Consider the following 18,685-nt stretch of genomic DNA (forward strand, 5'->3'; position numbering starts at 1 on the left):
GCTCCTCAGTTCCAGGCGTGGCGCGCAGGCTTGACGCCGTTAAGCACGTAATTGCCGATCAGGTGGTATTTCCAGCGGGCCGGGTCGTGCAGGGTGTGGGTCCGCGCGTTGCGCCAGAAGCGGTCGAGGTTGTGCTTGGCGGTGACCGAGCGGGTACCGGCCAGTTCGAAGAGTTTGCTGCTGGCGAGCAAAGCGGTTTCGGCCGACAGGACCTTGGCCTGGGCGACGACCAGCGAGGCTTGGGCGACAGTGTCCTCATTCGGTTCGGCGAGGGCGCGGTCGACGGCCAGACCGGCCTTGGCGAGGATCGCTTCGGTGCCGTGCACACGCCATTGCAAATCACCGATGGCGGCGATGGTGAACGGGTCCTGCCAACCGTGATCCTGCTGGCTGTCGATCCACGGACGGGCCTGGCGCGCGAAAATTTTTGCCTGCTCAAGGGCGCCGAGGGCAATGCCGGTGTCGACAGCAGCCTGGATGATTTGCGAAATCGGCCCATCGGCTGTGGGTTGGTCAAACGCCAGGTGGGCGGGAATCACCGCGCTCAAGGGCACGGTCACGCCGTCGAGTGTCACGCCGCCGCTGGCGGTGGTGCGCTGGCCGAAGCCGTCCCAGTTGTCGATGACGGTAAGGCCTGGCGCATCGCGCTCGACGAGGCCGATGAACGCCTGACCCTTTTCGTTATTACCCACGGTGGGCACGATATGCGCGAACAACGCGCCGGTGCAGTAGAACTTCTCGCCGTTGATTTGCGCGGTGTCGCCGTGAAAGCGGATCTGCGTATCGAAGGTGCCGGCGTTTTTGCTCTTGGCCTCGGAGAAGGCGTTACCGAAGCGATAACCCGCCAGGACCTTGCCGAAGTAGTGGCGCTTTTGTTCCTCGGTGGCGGTTTGCAGGAGGATGTCCACCACGCCCAGGTGGTTCTGCGGGATTTGCCCCAGGGACGGGTCGGCGGCGGAGATCAACTTGATCACCTCGGCCACCGTCACATAGGACACCTCGGCGCCGCCATAGGCCTTGGGAACGGTGATGCCCCACAGGCCGCTGGCGGAAAATTCGTCCAGCTCGGCGACAGGCAGGCGACGCTCACGGTCACGTTCGCTGGCGTCGACGGCAAAGCGTTCGGCCAGGCGCTTGGCGACCTCGATGGCCTCCGCGTCCGAGCGGATGATATGGGCAGGTTGTTGAGGGTGGGCAGACATGGGCCGACTCCAGGCTCCGATGGGATACTGGGGTGTTTGCAGGAGTCGTGCCTGAATTTAATCGTCAGTAAAATCAGCCGGTTGCTGCGCAAACAGGCGCGCAACCGCAGTTTCAAACCAGCAAAGTGTCCATCCACTGTTGGCTGGCAAACAGTTAGATCACCACATTGCGCACAAAGCGCACGGCGACGTCGCCGTCATTGCGATAGGCATGGGGCTGGTGGCTGGCGAACATGAAGAATTCACCGGTGCCGATGGTATTTTCCTGGTCGCCGACCACCAACGTCAGGCTGCCCTCGAAGACGAACAGTTGCTCACTCCACCCCTCCAAGTCGGGGTCCGGGCAATAACGATCGCCCGGTTCAAGGCGCCACTCCCACAACTCGACCTCGCGCCGCGCCGTAGCCTTGGCCAGCAACACCGCCTTGCTGCCGGGAATCTCACCCGCCCAGGCCAGTTCATTGATGCGGCTGTGATCGCGCACATCCGGCGCCTGGATCAGGTCGCTGAACGCCACATCCAATGCTTCGGCCACGCGATCGAGGGTGGACAGGCTGACGTTCTTCTCCCCCGCCTCGATGGCAACGAGCATGCGCCGGCTGACCCCGGACTTTTCCGAGAGTGCGGTCTGGCTGAGGTCGGCGGCATGGCGCAGGCGACGAACGTTCTGGCTGACGTGCTGCAGGACCGAGGCCCGTTGTGGATTTTCTTTGTGCACTATATTGCTCATTGGGTGGGTGTGCGCAGTATACTGCCCAGCGTGCGGCGCATTGTGCGGTCCGTGCCTTTCCCATGCAAGACCAGAGCCGCCATGACTGCCCCGACCTCCCCTTCGCGTTTCAACCGCTTCAGCAAAGCCGAATGCATCCTGGTGTTTATCACCATGATCTGGGGCGGTACGTTTTTGCTGGTCCAGCATGCCATGACCGTCAGCGGGCCGATGTTTTTCGTGGGCCTGCGCTTTGCGGCGGCGGCGATTGTGGTCGGGTTCTTTTCCTTGCGTACCCTGCGCGACCTGACGTTGTTCGAATTGAAGGCGGGCGTGTTCATCGGCGTGGCGATCATGTTCGGCTACGGCTTGCAGACCATTGGCCTGCAGACGATCTTGAGCAGCCAGTCGGCGTTCATCACTGCACTGTATGTGCCGTTTGTGCCGCTGCTGCAATGGCTGGTGCTGGGCCGTCGCCCGGGGTTGATGCCGAGCATTGGCATCATGCTGGCGTTTGCCGGGTTGATGTTGTTGACCGGACCGGCGGGGGCTTCGCTGAATTTCAGCCCAGGTGAAATCGCCACCCTTATCGGTGCCGTGGCGATAGCGGCAGAGATCATCCTGATCAGTGCGTTCGCCGGGCAAGTGGACGTACGCCGGGTGACGGTGGTGCAACTGGCAACGGCGTCGCTGCTGTCGTTCCTGATGGTGGTGCCCATGGGCGAAGCGTTGCCGGGGTTCTCGTGGCTGCTGCTGTTCAGCGCGGTGGGCCTGGGCCTGACCAGTGCGGTGATCCAGGTCGCAATGAACTGGGCGCAGCAGAGTGTTTCGCCGACGCGAGCCACGTTGATCTATGCCGGTGAGCCGGTGTGGGCAGGCGTTGTGGGGCGTATCGCCGGCGAGCGGTTCCCGCCGATTGCGATGCTGGGGGCGGCGTTGATCGTGGTGGCGGTGATTGTGAGTGAGATGAAGACAAAAGGGCAAAAAGCCATCGAGCTGCAGGATGCGAGGGAACAGGAGCAACAGGGCTAGGGTCCGAAACACTGCCAAATGGGCTTATTCGACCTATCTTGTAGGATCCTGCCACATCTTGCCGTTTGGTGATCGTGAAAGCGGCACGTATGATGCATCCCAAACTCCCGCAGATTAGAAGCCTATGTCCCTGATAGTTCTACTGCTTCTGCCGTTCATTGGCAGCTGTCTGGCGGCCTTGCTGCCGCACAATGCACGTAACACCGAATCCCTGCTGGCCGGCCTTGTGGCCCTGGTCGGAACCGTTCAAGTCGCCCTGCTCTACCCCCAGATCGCCCACGGTGGCGTGATCCGCGAAGAATTCATGTGGTTGCCCAGCCTTGGGCTGAACTTCGTGCTGCGCATGGATGGGTTTGCCTGGCTGTTCTCGATGCTGGTGCTCGGTATCGGCGCGCTGGTGTCTCTGTATGCGCGCTACTACATGTCACCGGACGATCCGGTGCCGCGTTTCTTCGCGTTTTTCCTGGCCTTTATGGGCGCGATGCTCGGGCTGGTGATTTCCGGCAACCTGATCCAGATCGTGTTCTTCTGGGAACTGACCAGCCTGTTCTCGTTCCTGTTGATCGGCTACTGGCACCACCGCGCCGATGCGCGTCGTGGTGCGTACATGGCGTTGATGGTCACCGGCGCGGGCGGCTTGTGCCTGCTGGCCGGGGTGATGCTGCTGGGGCATATCGTCGGCAGCTATGACCTGGATCGGGTGCTGGCCGCCGGCGACCAGATTCGCGCGCATTCGCTGTACCCGGTGATGCTCGCCCTGGTGCTGATCGGCGCCCTGAGCAAAAGCGCGCAGTTCCCGTTCCACTTCTGGCTGCCCCATGCCATGGCCGCACCGACTCCGGTGTCAGCCTATCTGCACTCGGCGACGATGGTGAAAGCCGGCGTGTTCCTGCTGGCCCGCCTGTGGCCGTCGCTGTCCGGCAGCGAAGAATGGTTCTGGATCGTCGGCGGTGCCGGCGCGCTCACCCTCCTCCTCGGCGCTTACTGCGCCATGTTCCAGAATGATCTCAAAGGCCTTTTAGCCTATTCCACCATCAGCCACCTCGGGCTGATCACCCTGCTGCTGGGCCTCAACAGCCCGCTGGCCGCTGTCGCCGCCGTGTTCCACATTCTCAATCACGCCACCTTCAAGGCCTCGCTGTTCATGGCGGCGGGCATCATCGACCACGAAAGCGGCACGCGGGACATCCGCAAACTCAGCGGGCTGGTGCGCTTGATCCCGTTTACCGCGACCCTGGCGATGGTGGCCAGCGCATCCATGGCGGGGGTGCCGTTGCTCAACGGTTTCCTGTCCAAAGAGATGTTCTTCGCCGAAACCGTGTTCATCACCTCGACCGCCTGGGTGGAGTTCGCCCTGCCGTTGATCGCGACCATTGCCGGTACGTTCAGCGTGGCCTACGCCCTGCGCTTTACCGTGGATGTGTTCTTCGGCCCGCCCGCCACCGACTTACCCCACACGCCTCACGAACCCCCGCGCTGGATGCGCGCGCCGGTTGAGCTGCTGGTATTTACCTGCCTGCTGGTGGGGATCTTCCCGGCCCAGGTGGTCGGTTCGATCCTCGCGGCCGCCGCGCTGCCAGTGGTCGGCGGTGTGCTGCCGGAGTACAGCCTGGCGATCTGGCACGGCTGGAATGCGCCGATGATCATGAGCCTGGTGGCCATGTCCGGTGGCGTGGTGCTTTACCTGCTGTTGCGCAAGCAACTCAAGCGCGGCCGCTTCAAGTACCCGCCGGTCATCAGCTACTTCAACGGCAAGCGCGGCTTCGAACGCAGCCTGGTGGTGATGATGCGCGGCGTGCGCAAGATCGAGAAACGCATCAGCACCAAGCGCCTGCAGACCCAATTGTTCCTGTTGGTGATCGTCGCGGTGATCGGCGCCATGATCCCGATGATCAACAGCGGCCTTACCTGGGGCGACCGGCCGAAGATCCCGGGTTCCATCGTGTTCGTCACCCTGTGGCTGCTGGCGATTGCCTGTGCCCTGGGCGCTGCCTGGCAAGCCAAGTACCACCGGCTCGCGGCCCTGACCATGGTCAGCGTGTGCGGCCTGATGACCTGCATCACCTTCGTGTGGTTCTCGGCGCCGGACCTGGCGCTGACGCAGTTGGTGGTAGAAGTCGTCACGACGGTGCTGATCCTGCTGGGGCTGCGCTGGTTGCCTCGGCGGATCGAAGAGGTATCGCCACTGCCCGGTTCGCTGCGCAAGGCCCGCATCCGTCGTCTGCGCGACTTCCTGCTCTCCACCATAGTGGGCGGCGGCATGGCGTTGCTGTCCTACGCGATGCTGACGCGCCAGACGCCCAACGATATTTCCTCGTTCTACTTGAGCCGCGCCCTTCCCGAGGGCGGTGGCAGCAATGTGGTGAACGTGATGCTGGTGGACTTCCGTGGCTTCGATACCCTCGGCGAAATCACCGTGCTCGGCGCCGTGGCGCTGACCGTGTACGCCCTGCTGCGGCGCTTCCGCCCGTCCAAGGAAAGTATGCAACTGCCCGCGCAACAGCGGCAGTTGGCACCCGACGTGGCCACCGACCTGGTCAACCCGCGCCAGGCCAGCGACACCGCACTGGGCTTCATGATGGTGCCGGCGGTGCTGGTGCGCCTGCTGCTGCCGATTGCGCTGGTGGTGTCGTTCTACCTGTTCATGCGCGGCCACAACCAACCGGGCGGCGGGTTTGTCGCGGGCCTGGTGATGTCGGTGGCGTTTATCCTGCAATACATGGTCGCCGGCACCCAGTGGGTCGAGGCGCAGATGAGCCTGCGGCCGATGCGCTGGATGGGCTTCGGCCTGTTCTCGGCGACGCTGACCGGGATCGGCGCGTTGTTTGTCGGCTACCCGTTCCTCACCACCCACACCTGGCATTTCAGCCTGCCGCTGCTGGGCGATATTCATATCGCCAGCGCGTTGTTCTTCGACGTCGGCGTGTACGCCATGGTCGTCGGCTCGACGCTGCTGATGCTCACCGCCCTCGGTCACCAGTCGGTGCGTGCGCATAAACCGAGCAACCAGGCCAAAGTAGTCGCCGCCACCGAAGGAGCCGCCTGATGGAAGAAGTCATCGCAATTGCCATTGGGGTCCTGGCAGCCTCCGGCGTCTGGTTGATCCTGCGGCCACGGACGTTCCAGGTGGTGATGGGCCTGTGCCTGCTGTCCTACGGGGTCAACCTGTTCATTTTCAGCATGGGCAGCCTGTTTATCGGCAAGGAGCCGATCATCAAGGACGGCGTGCCGCAGGATCTGCTCAACTACACCGATCCCCTGCCCCAGGCCCTGGTGCTCACGGCCATCGTGATCAGCTTCGCCATGACTGCGCTGTTCCTGGTGGTGCTGCTGGCGTCACGGGGCCTGACCGGCACTGACCATGTGGACGGCCGGGAGCCCAAGGAATGAATTGGGTCAACCAACTGATCGTCGCCCCCATCCTGCTGCCGTTGCTCACCGCCGCGCTGATGCTGATGCTCGGCGAAAAACGCCGCCCGCTCAAAGCCAAGATCAATCTGTTCTCCAGCCTGATCGGTCTGGGCATTGCCGTTTTGCTGCTGTACTGGACGCAACAAGGTGGCCCCGGCTCGATTGGCGTCTACCTGCCGGGCAACTGGCAGGTGCCGTTCGGCATCGTGCTGGTGGTGGACCAACTCTCGGCATTGATGCTGGTGCTCACCGGGATCATTGGCGTGAGTGCGCTGCTGTTCGCCATGGCCCGTTGGGACCGTGCCGGCACCAGTTTCCATGCGCTGTTCCAGATCCAGATGATGGGCCTGTACGGCGCGTTCCTCACGGCGGACCTGTTCAACCTGTTCGTTTTCTTCGAGGTGCTGCTGGCGGCATCCTACGGCTTGATGCTGCACGGCTCGGGCCGGGCGCGGGTGTCGTCGGGCCTGCATTACATCGCGATCAACCTGCTGGCGTCGTCGTTGTTCCTGATTGGCGCGGCGATGATCTACGGCGTCACCGGTACGCTGAATTTCGCTGATCTGGCGCTGAAAATCCCACTCGTGCCCGAGGCCGATCGCGGCCTGCTGCATGCCGGTGCGGCGATCCTCGCCACCGCATTCCTGGCCAAGGCCGGCATGTGGCCGCTGAACTTCTGGCTGGCCCCCGCCTACTCCTCGGCCAGTGCGCCGGTGGCGGCGATGTTCGCGATCATGACCAAGGTCGGCGTGTACACCGTGCTGCGCCTGTGGACCCTGCTGTTCTCCGGCCAGGCCGGCGCGTCGGCATTGTTTGGCGGCGACTGGCTGGTATACGGCGGCATGGCCACGATCATCTGCGCGGCGCTGGCGATGCTGGCGGCGCAGCGACTGGAGCGCATGGCCAGCTTGAGCATCCTGGTCTCGGCCGGGATCCTGTTGTCGGCCGTTGGTTTCGCCCAGCCAAGCCTGACCGCCGGAGCGCTGTTCTATCTGGTCAGCTCCACGCTGGCGTTGAGCGCGCTGTTCCTGCTGGCCGAATTGATCGAGCGTTCGCGCTCGGCCAACGACCTGCCGCTGGATGAAGAGATCGACGCACTGCCCAAGGCCATGGAATCCCTGCATCCGCGCCCTGGCGTCAACCTGGATGACGAGCAGAAAGCCGTGGTCGGCCAGGTGATCCCGTGGACCATGGCCTTCCTCGGCTTGAGCTTTGTCGCCTGCGCCCTGCTGATTATCGGCATGCCGCCGCTGTCCGGGTTTATCGGCAAGCTCAGCCTGCTGAGTGCGCTGGTTAATCCTCTGGGCCTGGGCGTCAGTGTGGATGAACCTGTTCGTCCTGCGGCCTGGGGTTTGGTGGCGCTGTTGATCCTTTCTGGCCTGGCCTCGCTGATCGCTTTCGCCCGCCTGGGCATCCAGCGTTTCTGGACCCCGGAAGAGCGCCCATCGCCCTTGCTGCGCCGCTATGAATGCGTGCCGATCTTCTTCCTGCTGGGCCTGAGCATCCTGCTGACCTTCAAGGCCGAGCCGCTGATGCGCTACACCCAGGCCACTGCCCAGAGCCTGAACAATCCGGAGAACTACGTCATGGCGGTGATGGCGACCCGCCCGGTGCCAAGCCCCGAAGCCAAGACCGCCGCGCTGGAGGTGCAACCATGAAGCGCCTGTTGCCTGCCCCGTGGTTGTCGCTGGCATTGTGGTTGCTGTGGCTGGTGCTGAACCTGTCCGTCAGCCCCGGCAACCTGCTGCTGGGCGCGCTGCTGGGCTTTCTCGCACCGCTGCTGATGGCGCCGCTGCGCCCGCTGCCGATCCGCATCCGCCGCCCTGGCGTGATCATCCGCCTGTTCTTCGTGGTCGGCCGCGATGTGATCGTCTCCAACCTGCAAGTGGCCTGGGGCGTGCTGATGTGCGGTTCACGCCCGCCGCGTTCGCACTTCGTCAAAATCCCCCTGGACCTGCGCGACCCCAACGGCCTCGCCGCCCTGTCGATGATCACCACCGTGGTGCCCGGCACCATCTGGTCGGAACTGGCGCTGGACCGCAGCATCCTGCTGTTGCACGTATTCGACCTGGAGGATGAAGCGTCCTTCATCGAACATTTCAAAAGCGCCTACGAACGGCCCCTGATGGAGATCTTCGAATGAGCGCCCTGCTCTCCAATGCGATCCTGTTCAGCCTGTTCCTGTTCTCACTGGCCATGGTGCTGACGTTAATCCGCCTGTTCAAAGGCCCGTCAGCCCAGGACCGGGTCCTGGCGCTGGACTACCTGTATATCCTGGCGATGCTGATGATGCTGGTGCTCGGTATTCGTTATGCCAGTGACACCTACTTTGAAGCGGCGCTGCTGATTGCGCTGTTCGGCTTCGTGGGCTCGTTTGCCCTGGCGAAATTCCTGCTGCGTGGGGAGGTGATTGAATGATGCCGTTATGGATGGAAATCGTCGTCGCGATCCTGCTGGTATTGAGCAGCGTGTTCGCACTGATCGGCGCGATTGGCTTGCTGCGCACGAAAGACTTCTTCCAGCGCATGCACCCGCCTGCACTGGCCTCGACGCTGGGCGCGTGGTGCGTGGCGTTGGCGTCGATCATCTACTTTTCGGTGCTCAAGTCCGGGCCGGTGTTGCACGGGTGGTTGATACCGATTTTGCTGTCGATCACCGTGCCGGTGACCACGTTGCTGCTGGCGCGTACGGCGCTGTTTCGCAAGCGTATGGCCGGTGATGATGTACCGGCCGAGGTCAGCAGCCGTCGCTGATTTATGAAGCTGACACAGTAAAAAATGTGGGAGGGGGCTTGCTCCCGATGACGGTGGGCCAGCTACAGATAAGCTGACTGGTCCACTGCTATCGGGAGCAAGCCCCCTCCCACACTGGACCGGGTGAGCCGCTCACTAAAACGGTATGCAAAAAAACGCCCCGAACCAGTCGGGGCGTTTTTCATCCGGCGTTTGCCAATCAGGCCTGATCAGCCAACCGCCACGTCGTCCCGCCCTTCCCATCTTCCAACACCACGCCCATCGCGGTCAGTTGGTCACGGATACGGTCGGACTCCGCCCAGTCCTTGTTGGCACGCGCCGCCAAACGCGCCTGGATCAGCGCATCGACCTCAGCCGCATCCACACGCCCTTCAGCGCCGGCCTGCAGGAAGTCGTCGGCTTCCATCTGCAACACACCCAGCACGCTCGCCAGTTCTTTCAAGCGCGCCGCCAGGCCAGCCGCTGCGCCGAGATCGCTCTCGCGCAGGCGGTTGATCTCGCGCACCATCTCGAACAGCACGGCGCAGGCTTCGGGGGTGCCGAAGTCGTCGTTCATGACTTCGGTGAACCGTGCCACGAACGCTTCGCCGCCCGCCGGTGCAACGGCGGGCAAGCCTTTCAACGCGTGGTAGAACCGCTCCAGGGCGCCCTTGGCGTCCTTGAGGTTGTCTTCCGAGTAGTTGATGGCGCTGCGGTAGTGGCTGGACACCAGCAGGTAACGCACCACTTCCGGGTGGTACTTTTCCAGCACGTCGCGGATGGTGAAGAAGTTGTTCAAGGACTTGGACATCTTCTCGCCATTGATGCGGATCATGCCGCAGTGCATCCAGGCGTTGGCGTAGGTCTTGCCGGTGGCGGCTTCGCTCTGGGCGATCTCGTTTTCGTGGTGCGGGAACTCGAGGTCGCTGCCGCCGCCATGAATGTCGAAGGTCTCACCCAGGCAGCAGGTGGACATCACCGAGCATTCGATGTGCCAGCCCGGACGCCCGGCGCCCCAGGGCGATTCCCAACTCGGCTCGCCGGGCTTGGTGCCTTTCCACAGCACGAAGTCGAGCGGATCCTGCTTGGCTTCGTCGACTTCGATACGCGCGCCAATGCGCAGGTCTTCGATTTTCTTGCGCGACAGCTTGCCGTAGCCCATGAACTTGGCGACGCGGTAGTACACGTCGCCGTTGCCTGGGGCGTAGGCATAACCCTTGTCGATCAGGGTCTGGATCATCGCGTGCATGCCAGGGATGTGGTCCGTGGCACGCGGCTCCATGTCCGGCTTGAGGATGTTGAGGCGCGCCTCGTCCTCGTGCATGGCGGCGATCATGCGCTCGGTCAGCGCGTCGAACGACTCGCCGTTTTCATTGGCGCGGTTGATGATCTTGTCGTCGATGTCGGTGATGTTGCGCACATAGGTCAAGTCATAGCCGCTGAAACGTAACCAGCGGGTCACCAGGTCGAAGGCAACCATGCTGCGGCCGTGGCCGATGTGGCAGTAGTCGTACACGGTCATGCCGCACACGTACATGCGCACCTTGTTGCCATCCAGCGGCTTGAAGACTTCTTTGGTCTTGCTGAGTGTGTTGTAGATCGTTAGCACGACAGTTCCTTAAAACAGAATCACTGGCCCCACGAATCACGCAAGGTCACGGTACGGTTGAATACCGGCTGACCAGGTTTCGAGTCCTTGATATCCGCGCAGAAGTAGCCTTCGCGCTCGAACTGGAAACGGTCTTCCGGCTGTGCGTCGCCCAAAGAGGGTTCGGCACGACAACCGGTGAGAACTTGCAGGGAGTCAGGGTTGATGTTGTCGAGGAAACTGGCGCTGTCTTCGGCCTTCTCAGGGTTCGGCGAACGGAACAGGCGATCGTACAGGCGCACTTCGCACTCGATGCTGGCAGCGGCCGGCACCCAGTGGATCACGCCCTTGACCTTGCGGCCTTCAGGGTTTTTGCCCAGGGTTTCCGGGTCGTAGGAGCAACGCAGTTCGACGATGTTGCCATCGGCGTCCTTGATCGCTTCGTCGGCACGGATCACGTAGCTGCCGCGCAGGCGCACTTCGCCGTTCGGCTCCAGGCGCTTGTAGCCTTTTGGCGGCTCTTCCATGAAGTCATCGCGGTCGATGTAGATTTCACGCGAAAACGGTAGCTTGCGCACGCCCAGTGCTTCGTTCTGCGGATGACGCGGCAGTTCGAGGTGGTCGACCTTGTCTTCCGGGTAATTGGTGATCACAACTTTCAACGGACGCAGCACGCACATGGCGCGCGGCGCGTTCGCGTCGAGGTCCTGGCGGATGCTGAACTCGAGCATGCCGTAGTCGACCACACCGTCGGAGCGGTTGGTGCCGACCATCTCGCAGAAGTTGCGGATCGACGCCGGGGTGTAACCGCGACGGCGGAAGCCCGACAGGGTCGACATGCGTGGGTCGTCCCAGCCATTGACGTGCTTTTCATCCACCAGTTGCTTGAGCTTGCGCTTGCTGGTGATGGTGTAGTTGAGGTTCAGGCGGCTGAATTCGTACTGACGCGGGTGCGCCGGTACCGGCAGGCTGTCCAGGAACCACTCGTACAGCGGGCGATGGCTCTCGAACTCCAGGGTGCAGATGGAGTGGGTGATGCCTTCGATGGCGTCCGACTGGCCGTGGGTGAAGTCGTAGTTCGGGTAGATGCACCACTTGTCGCCGGTCTGGTGGTGGTGGGCGTGGCGGATGCGGTACATGATCGGGTCGCGCAGGTTCATGTTCGGCGAGGCCATGTCGATCTTGGCGCGCAGCACGCGGGCGCCGTCCGGGAACTCACCGGCGCGCATGCGGGCGAACCAGTCGAGGTTCTCTTCTACCGAACGGTCGCGGAACGGGCTGTTCTTGCCCGGTTCGGTCAGCGTGCCACGGTATTCCTTGGCCTGCTCCGGAGTGAGGTCGTCGACGTAGGCCTTGCCGGCCTTGATCAGCTCGACGGCCCAGTCGAACAGCTGGTCGAAGTACTTGGAGGCATAGCGCACTTCACCGGACCACTCGAAGCCCAGCCACTTGATGTCGCTTTCGATGGCGTCGATGTATTCCTGGTCTTCCTTGGCCGGGTTGGTGTCGTCGAAACGCAGGTGCGTGACACCACCGAACTCCTGGGCCAGGCCGAAGTTCACACAGATCGACTTGGCGTGACCGATGTGCAGGTAGCCGTTGGGCTCTGGCGGGAAGCGGGTGACGATCTGCGTGTGCTTGCCCGAATCCAGGTCCGCCTGGATGATCGGGCGCAGGAAATTGACCGGGACGGCAGGTCCGGCCTTGGAATTCGAGGTAGGGTCGACAGTGGGCTTGCTCATAGGATCCTTGAACAGACAGGTTCGTGGCCGGTTGGGGCCAGATAAAACAAAGGCGATATCATAGCTGATGCTGTCAAGACACTGACAGGTCACGACCAAAAACTGCTGCTTTAATTAACCGGGCGGTAAAAAACCACCTCGAAATTCCTGCCGGGCACGCTAAACTGCGCGCCTTGGCCGCCGTTTAGCCAGACAGGTAAGGCGCCCCAGGCGTCCAAACCCACGAATTCCCTGAAAAGAGTAGTGAACATGACCCAAGTCAAACTGACCACCAACCACGGTGACATCGTCATCGAGCTGAACGCCGAGAAAGCGCCGATCACCGTCGCCAACTTCATCGAGTACGTTAAGGCCGGCCACTACGAAAACACGGTTTTCCACCGTGTCATCGGTAACTTCATGGTCCAGGGCGGCGGTTTCGAGCCGGGCATGAAAGAAAAGAAAGACAAGCGCCCAAGCATCCAGAACGAAGCGGACAACGGCCTTTCCAACGACAAGTACACCGTCGCTATGGCCCGTACCATGGAGCCGCATTCGGCCTCCGCGCAGTTCTTCATCAACGTGGCCGACAACGCCTTCCTGAACCACAGCGGCAAGAACGTACAGGGCTGGGGCTACGCCGTGTTCGGTAAAGTCACCGAAGGCCAGGACGTTGTCGACAAGATCAAAGGCGTGTCGACCACCTCCAAGGCCGGTCACCAGGACGTTCCGGTCGAAGACGTGATCGTCGAGAAAGCCGAGATCGTTGAGTGATACTACTGATTTCAGATTTGCATCTGGAAGAGGAACGCCCGGACATTACCCGGGCGTTTCTGGATCTGCTCCACAACCGCGCCCGTGGCGCCCAGGCGTTGTACATTCTGGGGGACTTCTTTGAAGCCTGGATTGGCGACGATGGGATGACGCCCTTCCAGCGTTCGATCTGCGAGGCTCTGCGCGAGCTGAGCGACAGCGGTACCCCGATTTTCATCATGCATGGCAACCGCGACTTCCTGCTCGGCAAGGCGTTCTGCAAAGCGGCAGGCGCCACCTTGCTCAAGGATCCGAGTGTCGTGCAGCTCGCAGGCGAACCCGTGCTGTTGATGCACGGCGACAGCCTCTGCACCCGCGACCTTGGCTATATGAAGCTGCGGCGCATCCTGCGTAACCCGATTGTGCTGTTTATCCTGCGTCACTTGCCGTTGCGCACCCGCCATCGGCTGGCGCGCAAGCTGCGCAGTGAAAGCCGCGCGCAAACGCGCATGAAGGCCAACGACATTGTCGATGTCACGCCCGAGGAAGTGCCCCGGGTGATGCAGCAGTTCGGCGTGCGCACCCTGGTCCACGGCCATACGCACCGCCCGGCGATCCACAAGTTGCAGATTGGTGACCAGGCGGCCAAGCGCATTGTGCTGGGGGATTGGGACAAGCAGGGCTGGGCGTTGCAGGCAGATGAGCAAGGGTTTCAGTTGGCGGCGTTTGACTTCGTCAATCCGCAGCTGGCGTTGCCTGGCGCCTGATCCTCGAATCCCACTGATCCAATGTGAACAGAGATCAAAATGTGGGAGAGGGCTTGCCCCCTCCCACCATTGATTGCATTTCAGTCTTTGCCAATCAGTGGCCAGACGCTTCCGGCCCTGCCTTGGCACCAAACGGCGGCTTCGCCAGCCACACCAGCAGCATCAACCCCATGAACATCCACCCCAGCAACGTGAAGTAATCCACGGTGGACATCATGTACGCCTGGCTGGTGAGGATCTGGTCCAGTTGCGCGTAGGCCTTGTGCCCTGCCCCACCGAGCGCCTGCAGCGCGTCGCGGGTGGCGGAGTCATAGGTGGTCATGTTCTCGCTCATGTACGCATGGTGCTGGTCTGCCCGGCGAATCCAGATCCAGGTGGTCAACGAGGCCGCAAAACTGCCGCCCAGGGTCCGCAGAAAGGTCGCAAGACCAGCGCCGTCGGCAATCTGGTGCGGTGGCAGGTCGGACATCAGGATGCTCAAGGTCGGCATGAAGAACAGCGCCACGCCAATCCCCATGAACAACTGCACCAAGGCGATGTGGGTGAAGTCCACCTCATTGGTGAAGCCCGCGCGCATAAAGCAGCTCAGGCCAATCGCCAGGAACGCCAGGCCTGCCAGCAGGCGCAGGTCGAACTTGTGCGCGTACTTGCCCACAAACGGTGACATCAGCACCGGCAGGATGCCGATCGGCGCCACCGCCAGGCCGGCCCAGGTGGCGGTATAGCCCATCTGGGTTTGCAGCCATTGCGGCAGGATCAGGTTAATGCCGAAGAAGCCCGCGTACCCCAGGATCAACACAATCGTGCCGATGCGAAAGTTACGGTAGGCAAACAGCCGCAGGTTGACCACCGGGTGCTTGTCGGTCATTTCCCAGATGATGAACACCGCCAGGGCAATCACCGAAATCGCCGCACCCACAATGATGAAGTTGGATTCGAACCAGTCCAGGTCGTTGCCCTTGTCGAGGATGATCTGCAACGCGCCGACGCCCACGATCAGGCTGAGCAGCCCAACGTAATCCATCGGTTGGTAGCTGGTCTCCACCGGGCGTTTCTTGAGCTGCGAACGCACCACCATCACCGCAAAGATACCGATGGGGACGTTGATAAAGAAGATCCACGGCCAGCTGTAGCTGTCAGTGATCCAGCCACCGAGGATCGGCCCCGCAATCGGCGCCACCACCGTGACCATCGCCAACAGCGCCAGGGCCATGCCACGCCTGGCCGGCGGGTAGACCGCGATCAGCAAGGTCTGGGTCATCGGGTACAACGGCCCGGCCACCAGGCCTTGCAGCACCCGGAAGCCGATCAACTCGGGCATCGAGGTGGAAATACCGCAGAGGAACGAGGCCAGCACAAACAGAATGGTGGCCCACAAAAACAGCTTCACTTCGCCAAAACGCCGGCTCAACCAACCGGTGAGCGGCAAGGCGATGGCGTTGCTCACCGCAAACGAGGTGATGACCCAGGTGCCCTGCTCCGAACTCACGCCGAGGTTGCCGGAAATGGTCGGCAACGCCACGTTGGCGATGGTGGTGTCGAGCACCTGCATAAAGGTCGCCAGCGACAGGCCAATAGTGGCCATCAACAGGCTGGGCGGCGTGAAGGAGGCGTTATTGCTCATCAGCGTTGCACAGCCTTGGGCGCGGCGATGCTGTTGTCATGGATCAACTGGGTGATCATGGCGTCAGCCTCGGCCAATTGGCGGTCATATACGTTGGTGGTGAACGAAGCCTTCTGCGGCGCCTGTTGCGCCAGCACCGGGCCGCTCTGGTCATGCAGGTCCACATTCACGACGGTGCTCAAACCGACCCGCAGCGGGTGCTTGGCCAGTTCTTCGGCATTGATGTGGATGCGTACCGGCACCCGTTGCACGATCTTGATCCAGTTACCGGTGGCGTTCTGCGCCGGCAGCAGGGCAAACGCGCTGCCGGTACCGGCGCCGAGGCTGTCGACGGTGCCGCTGTATTTCACATCGCTGCCGTAGATGTCCGACTCGATGTCGACCGGCTGGCCAATGCGCATATCGCGCAGTTGGGTTTCCTTGAAGTTGGCGTCGATCCACAGCTGGTTCAGCGGAATCACCGCCATCAGCGCAGTACCCGGCTGCACACGCTGGCCCAGTTGCACGGTGCGCTTGGCCACATAGCCGGTGACCGGTGCGATCAAGGTGCTGCGGGCATTGGCCAGGTACGCCTGGCGCAGTTGCGCAGCGGCCGCTTGCACGTCCGGGTGGGACGAGATCACGGTGTCATCCACCAGCGCGTTGCTGGTCTTGAGTTGTTGCTCAAGGTTGGTCAGGGCGTTCTTGGCGGCGGTCAGGCTGTCACGGGCGTGGGACAGTTCTTCTTGGGAAATCGCGCCGCCCTGGGCCAGGGTCTTACGGCGGTTGAAATTGTCCTGGGCGGTTTGCACGTCGGCTTTCTGTGCGTTGACCTGGGCTTTCATGCCATCGACATTGCTGTACAAGCCACGCACCTGGCGCACGGTGCGGGCCAGGTTGGCCTGGGCACTTTGCAGGCCGACGGCGGCGTCGTTGGGGTCGAAGTTGATCAGCACCTGGCCTTCGTGGACCAGGTCGCCATCGTCGGCGCCGATGCTGACCACGGTGCCGGTGACCAGCGGGGTGATTTCCACCACGTTGCCGTTCACATAGGCGTCATCGGTGCTTTCGTTGAAGCGACCGTACAGCTCATACCAGCCCCATACGCCCACCACGCCGAGGATGACGATCAGCGCCAGGCCGATCAGCATGATTTTGCGTTTGCGTGGGTTGTTGTCTTTGGGTTGTTCTTTAGCGTTAGTGTTTTCGGCAGTGGCCATGACAAATACCTCAAATTATTCCGTGCGTGTGGCTGGGGTGGTCGACGCCACGTTGTCGGCGCTGTATCCGCCACCCAGGGCCTGCATCAATTGAATCGACAGATCGATTTGCCCGGCATTCAGGGTCGCCAGCTGACGCTGGGCCTGCAGCAATTGCTGCTCGATGCTGAGCACGTCCAGGTAGTTACCGACCCCTGATCCATAGCGCTGAACCACGGTGTCGTAAGACTGCTGGGCAATGTCCGTGGCGTGTTGCTGGGCCTGGATCTGCCGGCCGGTTTCGCGCAGTTGCGAAAGTGTGTTGCCGATATCGCCCAAGGCCTGCACCAAGGTCTTGTTGTACTGGGCTACCGCCAGGTCGTAGTCGGCATCGCGCGCATCGAGGTCGGCGCGCAGGCGGCCGCCATCGAAGATCGGCAACGAGATCGTCGGCGCAATGTTGAAGAAGCGGCTGGCCGAGCCGAACATCGCATCGCCCAGCAACGACTCGGCCCCGGCGCTCGCGCTGAGGTTGAGGTTGGGGTAGAAGCGCGTCTTGCTGGCGGCGACGTCCTTACTGGCGGCCTCGACCCTCCAGCGTGCGGCGATCAGGTCCGGGCGGCGGCCCAGCAATTCGGCGGGCAACACCGAAGGCACGGCGACAGCGGCGGGCTTGAGCACATTCGGTCGGGCCAGTTCGCTGCCACGGTCCGGACCTTTGCCAAGCAACACCGCCAGGGCGATCTTGGCGCTCTGCAGTTGTTTTTCCGCGTCGATCAGTTGCGACTGGGAGCTGGCTTCCAGGCTCTCGGTCTGCTGGTACTGGTACTGGCTGTCGATGCCCGCAGCTAAGCGACGCTTGCTCAGGTCGAGCATTTGCCGGGTGCGCTTGAGGTCATCGCTGGCCAGGTCTCGCACGATATGCGCCTGGCCCAGGTCGCTGTAGGCCTTGGCCACGTCGGCGGCGAGGGTCAGGCGCGCGGCCTGCTGGTCGACTTCGGCGGCGCGGGCCTGGCCCAACGCGGCTTCCCAGGCGGCGCGCTGGCCACCCCAGAGGTCGAAGTTGTAATTGAAGCTGGCACCGATATTACGCACGGTCGAATAGGCATCGCCCTCGCCGCGCGGGTCCTGGTCCCTGGCCAGGCGTGAACGGCTCACGCCGGCGCTGGCATCCAGGGTCGGCATGCGCGCGGCATTCGCGGCATAGGCGGCAGCTTCGGCCTGATGGGCACGGGCGCTGGCGACTTGCATGTCGGGACTGTTTTGCAGGGCTTCCTGGATCAGGCCGTCGAGCTGCGGGTCGCCGAGGCTTTTCCACCAGTCGGCGCTGGGCCAGGCGGCACTCGACAGGGTCACGCCGCTCAGGGATTTGCCGGTTTGCAAGGTGTTGGCGTCGAGGCGCTTGCCCTGGGTGTCGAGGCCGCTGAAGTTGGCGCAACCGGCCATGCTCATGGCCACAAGCACCAGGCATAGGGCACGTGTGTTCATTCTTTACCTACCCGCTGCAGGGTGATGGGATCACCGGCAGCTATCAGAATTTTCTTGAGGATATTTTCCAGGGTTTGCAACTCACCGGGCTCAAGTACGCCCGCCAGCTGGTTCAACGCTTGGGCGCCTATGTGCGGCAGCATGTCTGCCAGGCGCTGGCCGTCGGCAGTCAGCACCAATTGCACCTGGCGACGGTCCAGCTCGGAACGCTGGCGGCTGAGCAATTTTTTCTGCTCCAGCCGGTCGAGCATGCGGGTCATCGAACCGCTGTCCAGGGACAGGTTGCGGCACAGCTCCGCCGGGGTGTCGACGCCGAACTGGGCCATGATGATCAACACCTTGAACTGCGCGGCAGTGATGCCGTGGGGTTCCATGTGGGTGTCGATGATGCGGTCCTTTAGGATCGCCGCGCGGCCCAGCAACAGGCCAAGGTGGCAGTTGTGGAAGTTTTCGGGGGTGAAGTGAGGCATCGGAAGTCAC

Annotated in this window: 17 protein-coding genes; 9 read left to right on the forward strand and 8 right to left on the reverse strand. The window is 62.3% G+C overall.

Annotated features, from left to right (window positions below; all coding sequences use genetic code 11):
* Nucleotides 1-5: 5 nt before the first annotated feature.
* Nucleotides 6-1,202 carry an SfnB family sulfur acquisition oxidoreductase gene (locus ACHPFG_RS19225; protein ID WP_145337645.1) on the reverse strand — a complete coding sequence of 399 codons (1,197 nt, stop codon included), beginning with the start codon at nucleotides 1,200-1,202 and terminating at the stop codon, nucleotides 6-8.
* Between the two features lie 154 nt (nucleotides 1,203-1,356).
* Nucleotides 1,357-1,920, reverse strand: a complete 564-nt coding sequence (locus ACHPFG_RS19230) for a helix-turn-helix domain-containing protein (protein ID WP_431700155.1) — start codon at nucleotides 1,918-1,920, stop codon at nucleotides 1,357-1,359.
* A 93-nt stretch (nucleotides 1,921-2,013) separates the two neighbouring features.
* Here ACHPFG_RS19230 and ACHPFG_RS19235 point away from each other — a divergent pair, with 93 nt between their 5' ends.
* The 7 genes from ACHPFG_RS19235 (at nucleotide 2,014) to ACHPFG_RS19265 (ending at nucleotide 9,107) form a co-directional block, all read left to right on the forward strand.
* Nucleotides 2,014-2,943, forward strand: coding sequence for a DMT family transporter (locus tag ACHPFG_RS19235; protein WP_131698090.1), 930 nt, complete (start codon nucleotides 2,014-2,016; stop codon nucleotides 2,941-2,943).
* A gap of 124 nt (nucleotides 2,944-3,067) precedes the next feature.
* Nucleotides 3,068-5,989: a monovalent cation/H+ antiporter subunit A gene (locus tag ACHPFG_RS19240; RefSeq protein ID WP_431700156.1), complete on the forward strand. Its 2,922-nt coding sequence runs from the start codon at nucleotides 3,068-3,070 to the stop codon at nucleotides 5,987-5,989.
* Nucleotides 5,989-6,333, forward strand: coding sequence for a Na+/H+ antiporter subunit C (locus ACHPFG_RS19245; protein ID WP_003192163.1), 345 nt, complete (start codon nucleotides 5,989-5,991; stop codon nucleotides 6,331-6,333). The genes ACHPFG_RS19240 and ACHPFG_RS19245 overlap by 1 nt, the downstream gene beginning before the upstream one ends.
* Nucleotides 6,330-8,012 carry a monovalent cation/H+ antiporter subunit D gene (locus ACHPFG_RS19250; protein WP_167655684.1) on the forward strand — a complete coding sequence of 561 codons (1,683 nt, stop codon included), beginning with the start codon at nucleotides 6,330-6,332 and terminating at the stop codon, nucleotides 8,010-8,012. The genes ACHPFG_RS19245 and ACHPFG_RS19250 overlap by 4 nt, the downstream gene beginning before the upstream one ends.
* Nucleotides 8,009-8,497 carry a Na+/H+ antiporter subunit E gene (locus tag ACHPFG_RS19255; protein WP_431700157.1) on the forward strand — a complete coding sequence of 163 codons (489 nt, stop codon included), beginning with the start codon at nucleotides 8,009-8,011 and terminating at the stop codon, nucleotides 8,495-8,497. Before ACHPFG_RS19250 ends, ACHPFG_RS19255 begins: the two co-directional genes overlap by 4 nt.
* On the forward strand, nucleotides 8,494-8,772 hold the full coding sequence (locus ACHPFG_RS19260; RefSeq protein WP_005789171.1) for a K+/H+ antiporter subunit F: 279 nt from the start codon (nucleotides 8,494-8,496) through the stop codon (nucleotides 8,770-8,772). The genes ACHPFG_RS19255 and ACHPFG_RS19260 overlap by 4 nt, the downstream gene beginning before the upstream one ends.
* Nucleotides 8,769-9,107, forward strand: coding sequence for a Na+/H+ antiporter subunit G (locus ACHPFG_RS19265; protein WP_431700158.1), 339 nt, complete (start codon nucleotides 8,769-8,771; stop codon nucleotides 9,105-9,107). Before ACHPFG_RS19260 ends, ACHPFG_RS19265 begins: the two co-directional genes overlap by 4 nt.
* A 199-nt stretch (nucleotides 9,108-9,306) precedes the next feature.
* On the opposite strand, the gene cysS is transcribed toward ACHPFG_RS19265, so the two are convergent.
* A complete protein-coding gene (cysS, locus tag ACHPFG_RS19270; protein ID WP_431700159.1) occupies nucleotides 9,307-10,695 on the reverse strand; it encodes a cysteine--tRNA ligase in 1,389 nt (462 codons plus the stop codon).
* 20 nt (nucleotides 10,696-10,715) lie between these two features.
* Nucleotides 10,716-12,416: a glutamine--tRNA ligase/YqeY domain fusion protein gene (locus tag ACHPFG_RS19275; RefSeq protein ID WP_131698096.1), complete on the reverse strand. Its 1,701-nt coding sequence runs from the start codon at nucleotides 12,414-12,416 to the stop codon at nucleotides 10,716-10,718.
* Between the two features lie 249 nt (nucleotides 12,417-12,665).
* On the opposite strand from ACHPFG_RS19275, the gene ACHPFG_RS19280 reads away from it, so the two are divergent.
* Both ACHPFG_RS19280 and lpxH read left to right on the forward strand, forming a co-directional pair.
* Entirely contained in the window at nucleotides 12,666-13,169 is a 504-nt protein-coding gene (locus tag ACHPFG_RS19280) for a peptidylprolyl isomerase (protein WP_065927032.1), read from the forward strand.
* On the forward strand, nucleotides 13,166-13,915 hold the full coding sequence (gene lpxH, locus ACHPFG_RS19285; protein ID WP_027606286.1) for a UDP-2,3-diacylglucosamine diphosphatase: 750 nt from the start codon (nucleotides 13,166-13,168) through the stop codon (nucleotides 13,913-13,915). The genes ACHPFG_RS19280 and lpxH overlap by 4 nt, the downstream gene beginning before the upstream one ends.
* A gap of 94 nt (nucleotides 13,916-14,009) precedes the next feature.
* On the opposite strand, the gene ACHPFG_RS19290 is transcribed toward lpxH, so the two are convergent.
* The 4 genes from ACHPFG_RS19290 to ACHPFG_RS19305 are packed head-to-tail and all read right to left on the reverse strand — an operon-like array spanning nucleotide 14,010 to nucleotide 18,675.
* Nucleotides 14,010-15,539, reverse strand: coding sequence for a DHA2 family efflux MFS transporter permease subunit (locus tag ACHPFG_RS19290; protein ID WP_131698098.1), 1,530 nt, complete (start codon nucleotides 15,537-15,539; stop codon nucleotides 14,010-14,012).
* The gene (locus tag ACHPFG_RS19295; RefSeq protein WP_431700160.1) at nucleotides 15,539-16,738 is read right to left on the reverse strand and encodes an efflux RND transporter periplasmic adaptor subunit; all 1,200 of its coding nucleotides are present in this window, start codon (nucleotides 16,736-16,738) and stop codon (nucleotides 15,539-15,541) included. Before ACHPFG_RS19295 ends, ACHPFG_RS19290 begins: the two co-directional genes overlap by 1 nt.
* A 15-nt stretch (nucleotides 16,739-16,753) precedes the next feature.
* Nucleotides 16,754-18,205: an efflux transporter outer membrane subunit gene (locus ACHPFG_RS19300; RefSeq protein ID WP_431700161.1), complete on the reverse strand. Its 1,452-nt coding sequence runs from the start codon at nucleotides 18,203-18,205 to the stop codon at nucleotides 16,754-16,756.
* Nucleotides 18,202-18,675: a MarR family winged helix-turn-helix transcriptional regulator gene (locus tag ACHPFG_RS19305; RefSeq protein ID WP_431700162.1), complete on the reverse strand. Its 474-nt coding sequence runs from the start codon at nucleotides 18,673-18,675 to the stop codon at nucleotides 18,202-18,204. Before ACHPFG_RS19305 ends, ACHPFG_RS19300 begins: the two co-directional genes overlap by 4 nt.
* Nucleotides 18,676-18,685 lie beyond the last annotated feature (10 nt).

It is taken from the genome of Pseudomonas sp. BR20, assembly GCF_050780135.1.
Taxonomy (GTDB): domain Bacteria; phylum Pseudomonadota; class Gammaproteobacteria; order Pseudomonadales; family Pseudomonadaceae; genus Aquipseudomonas.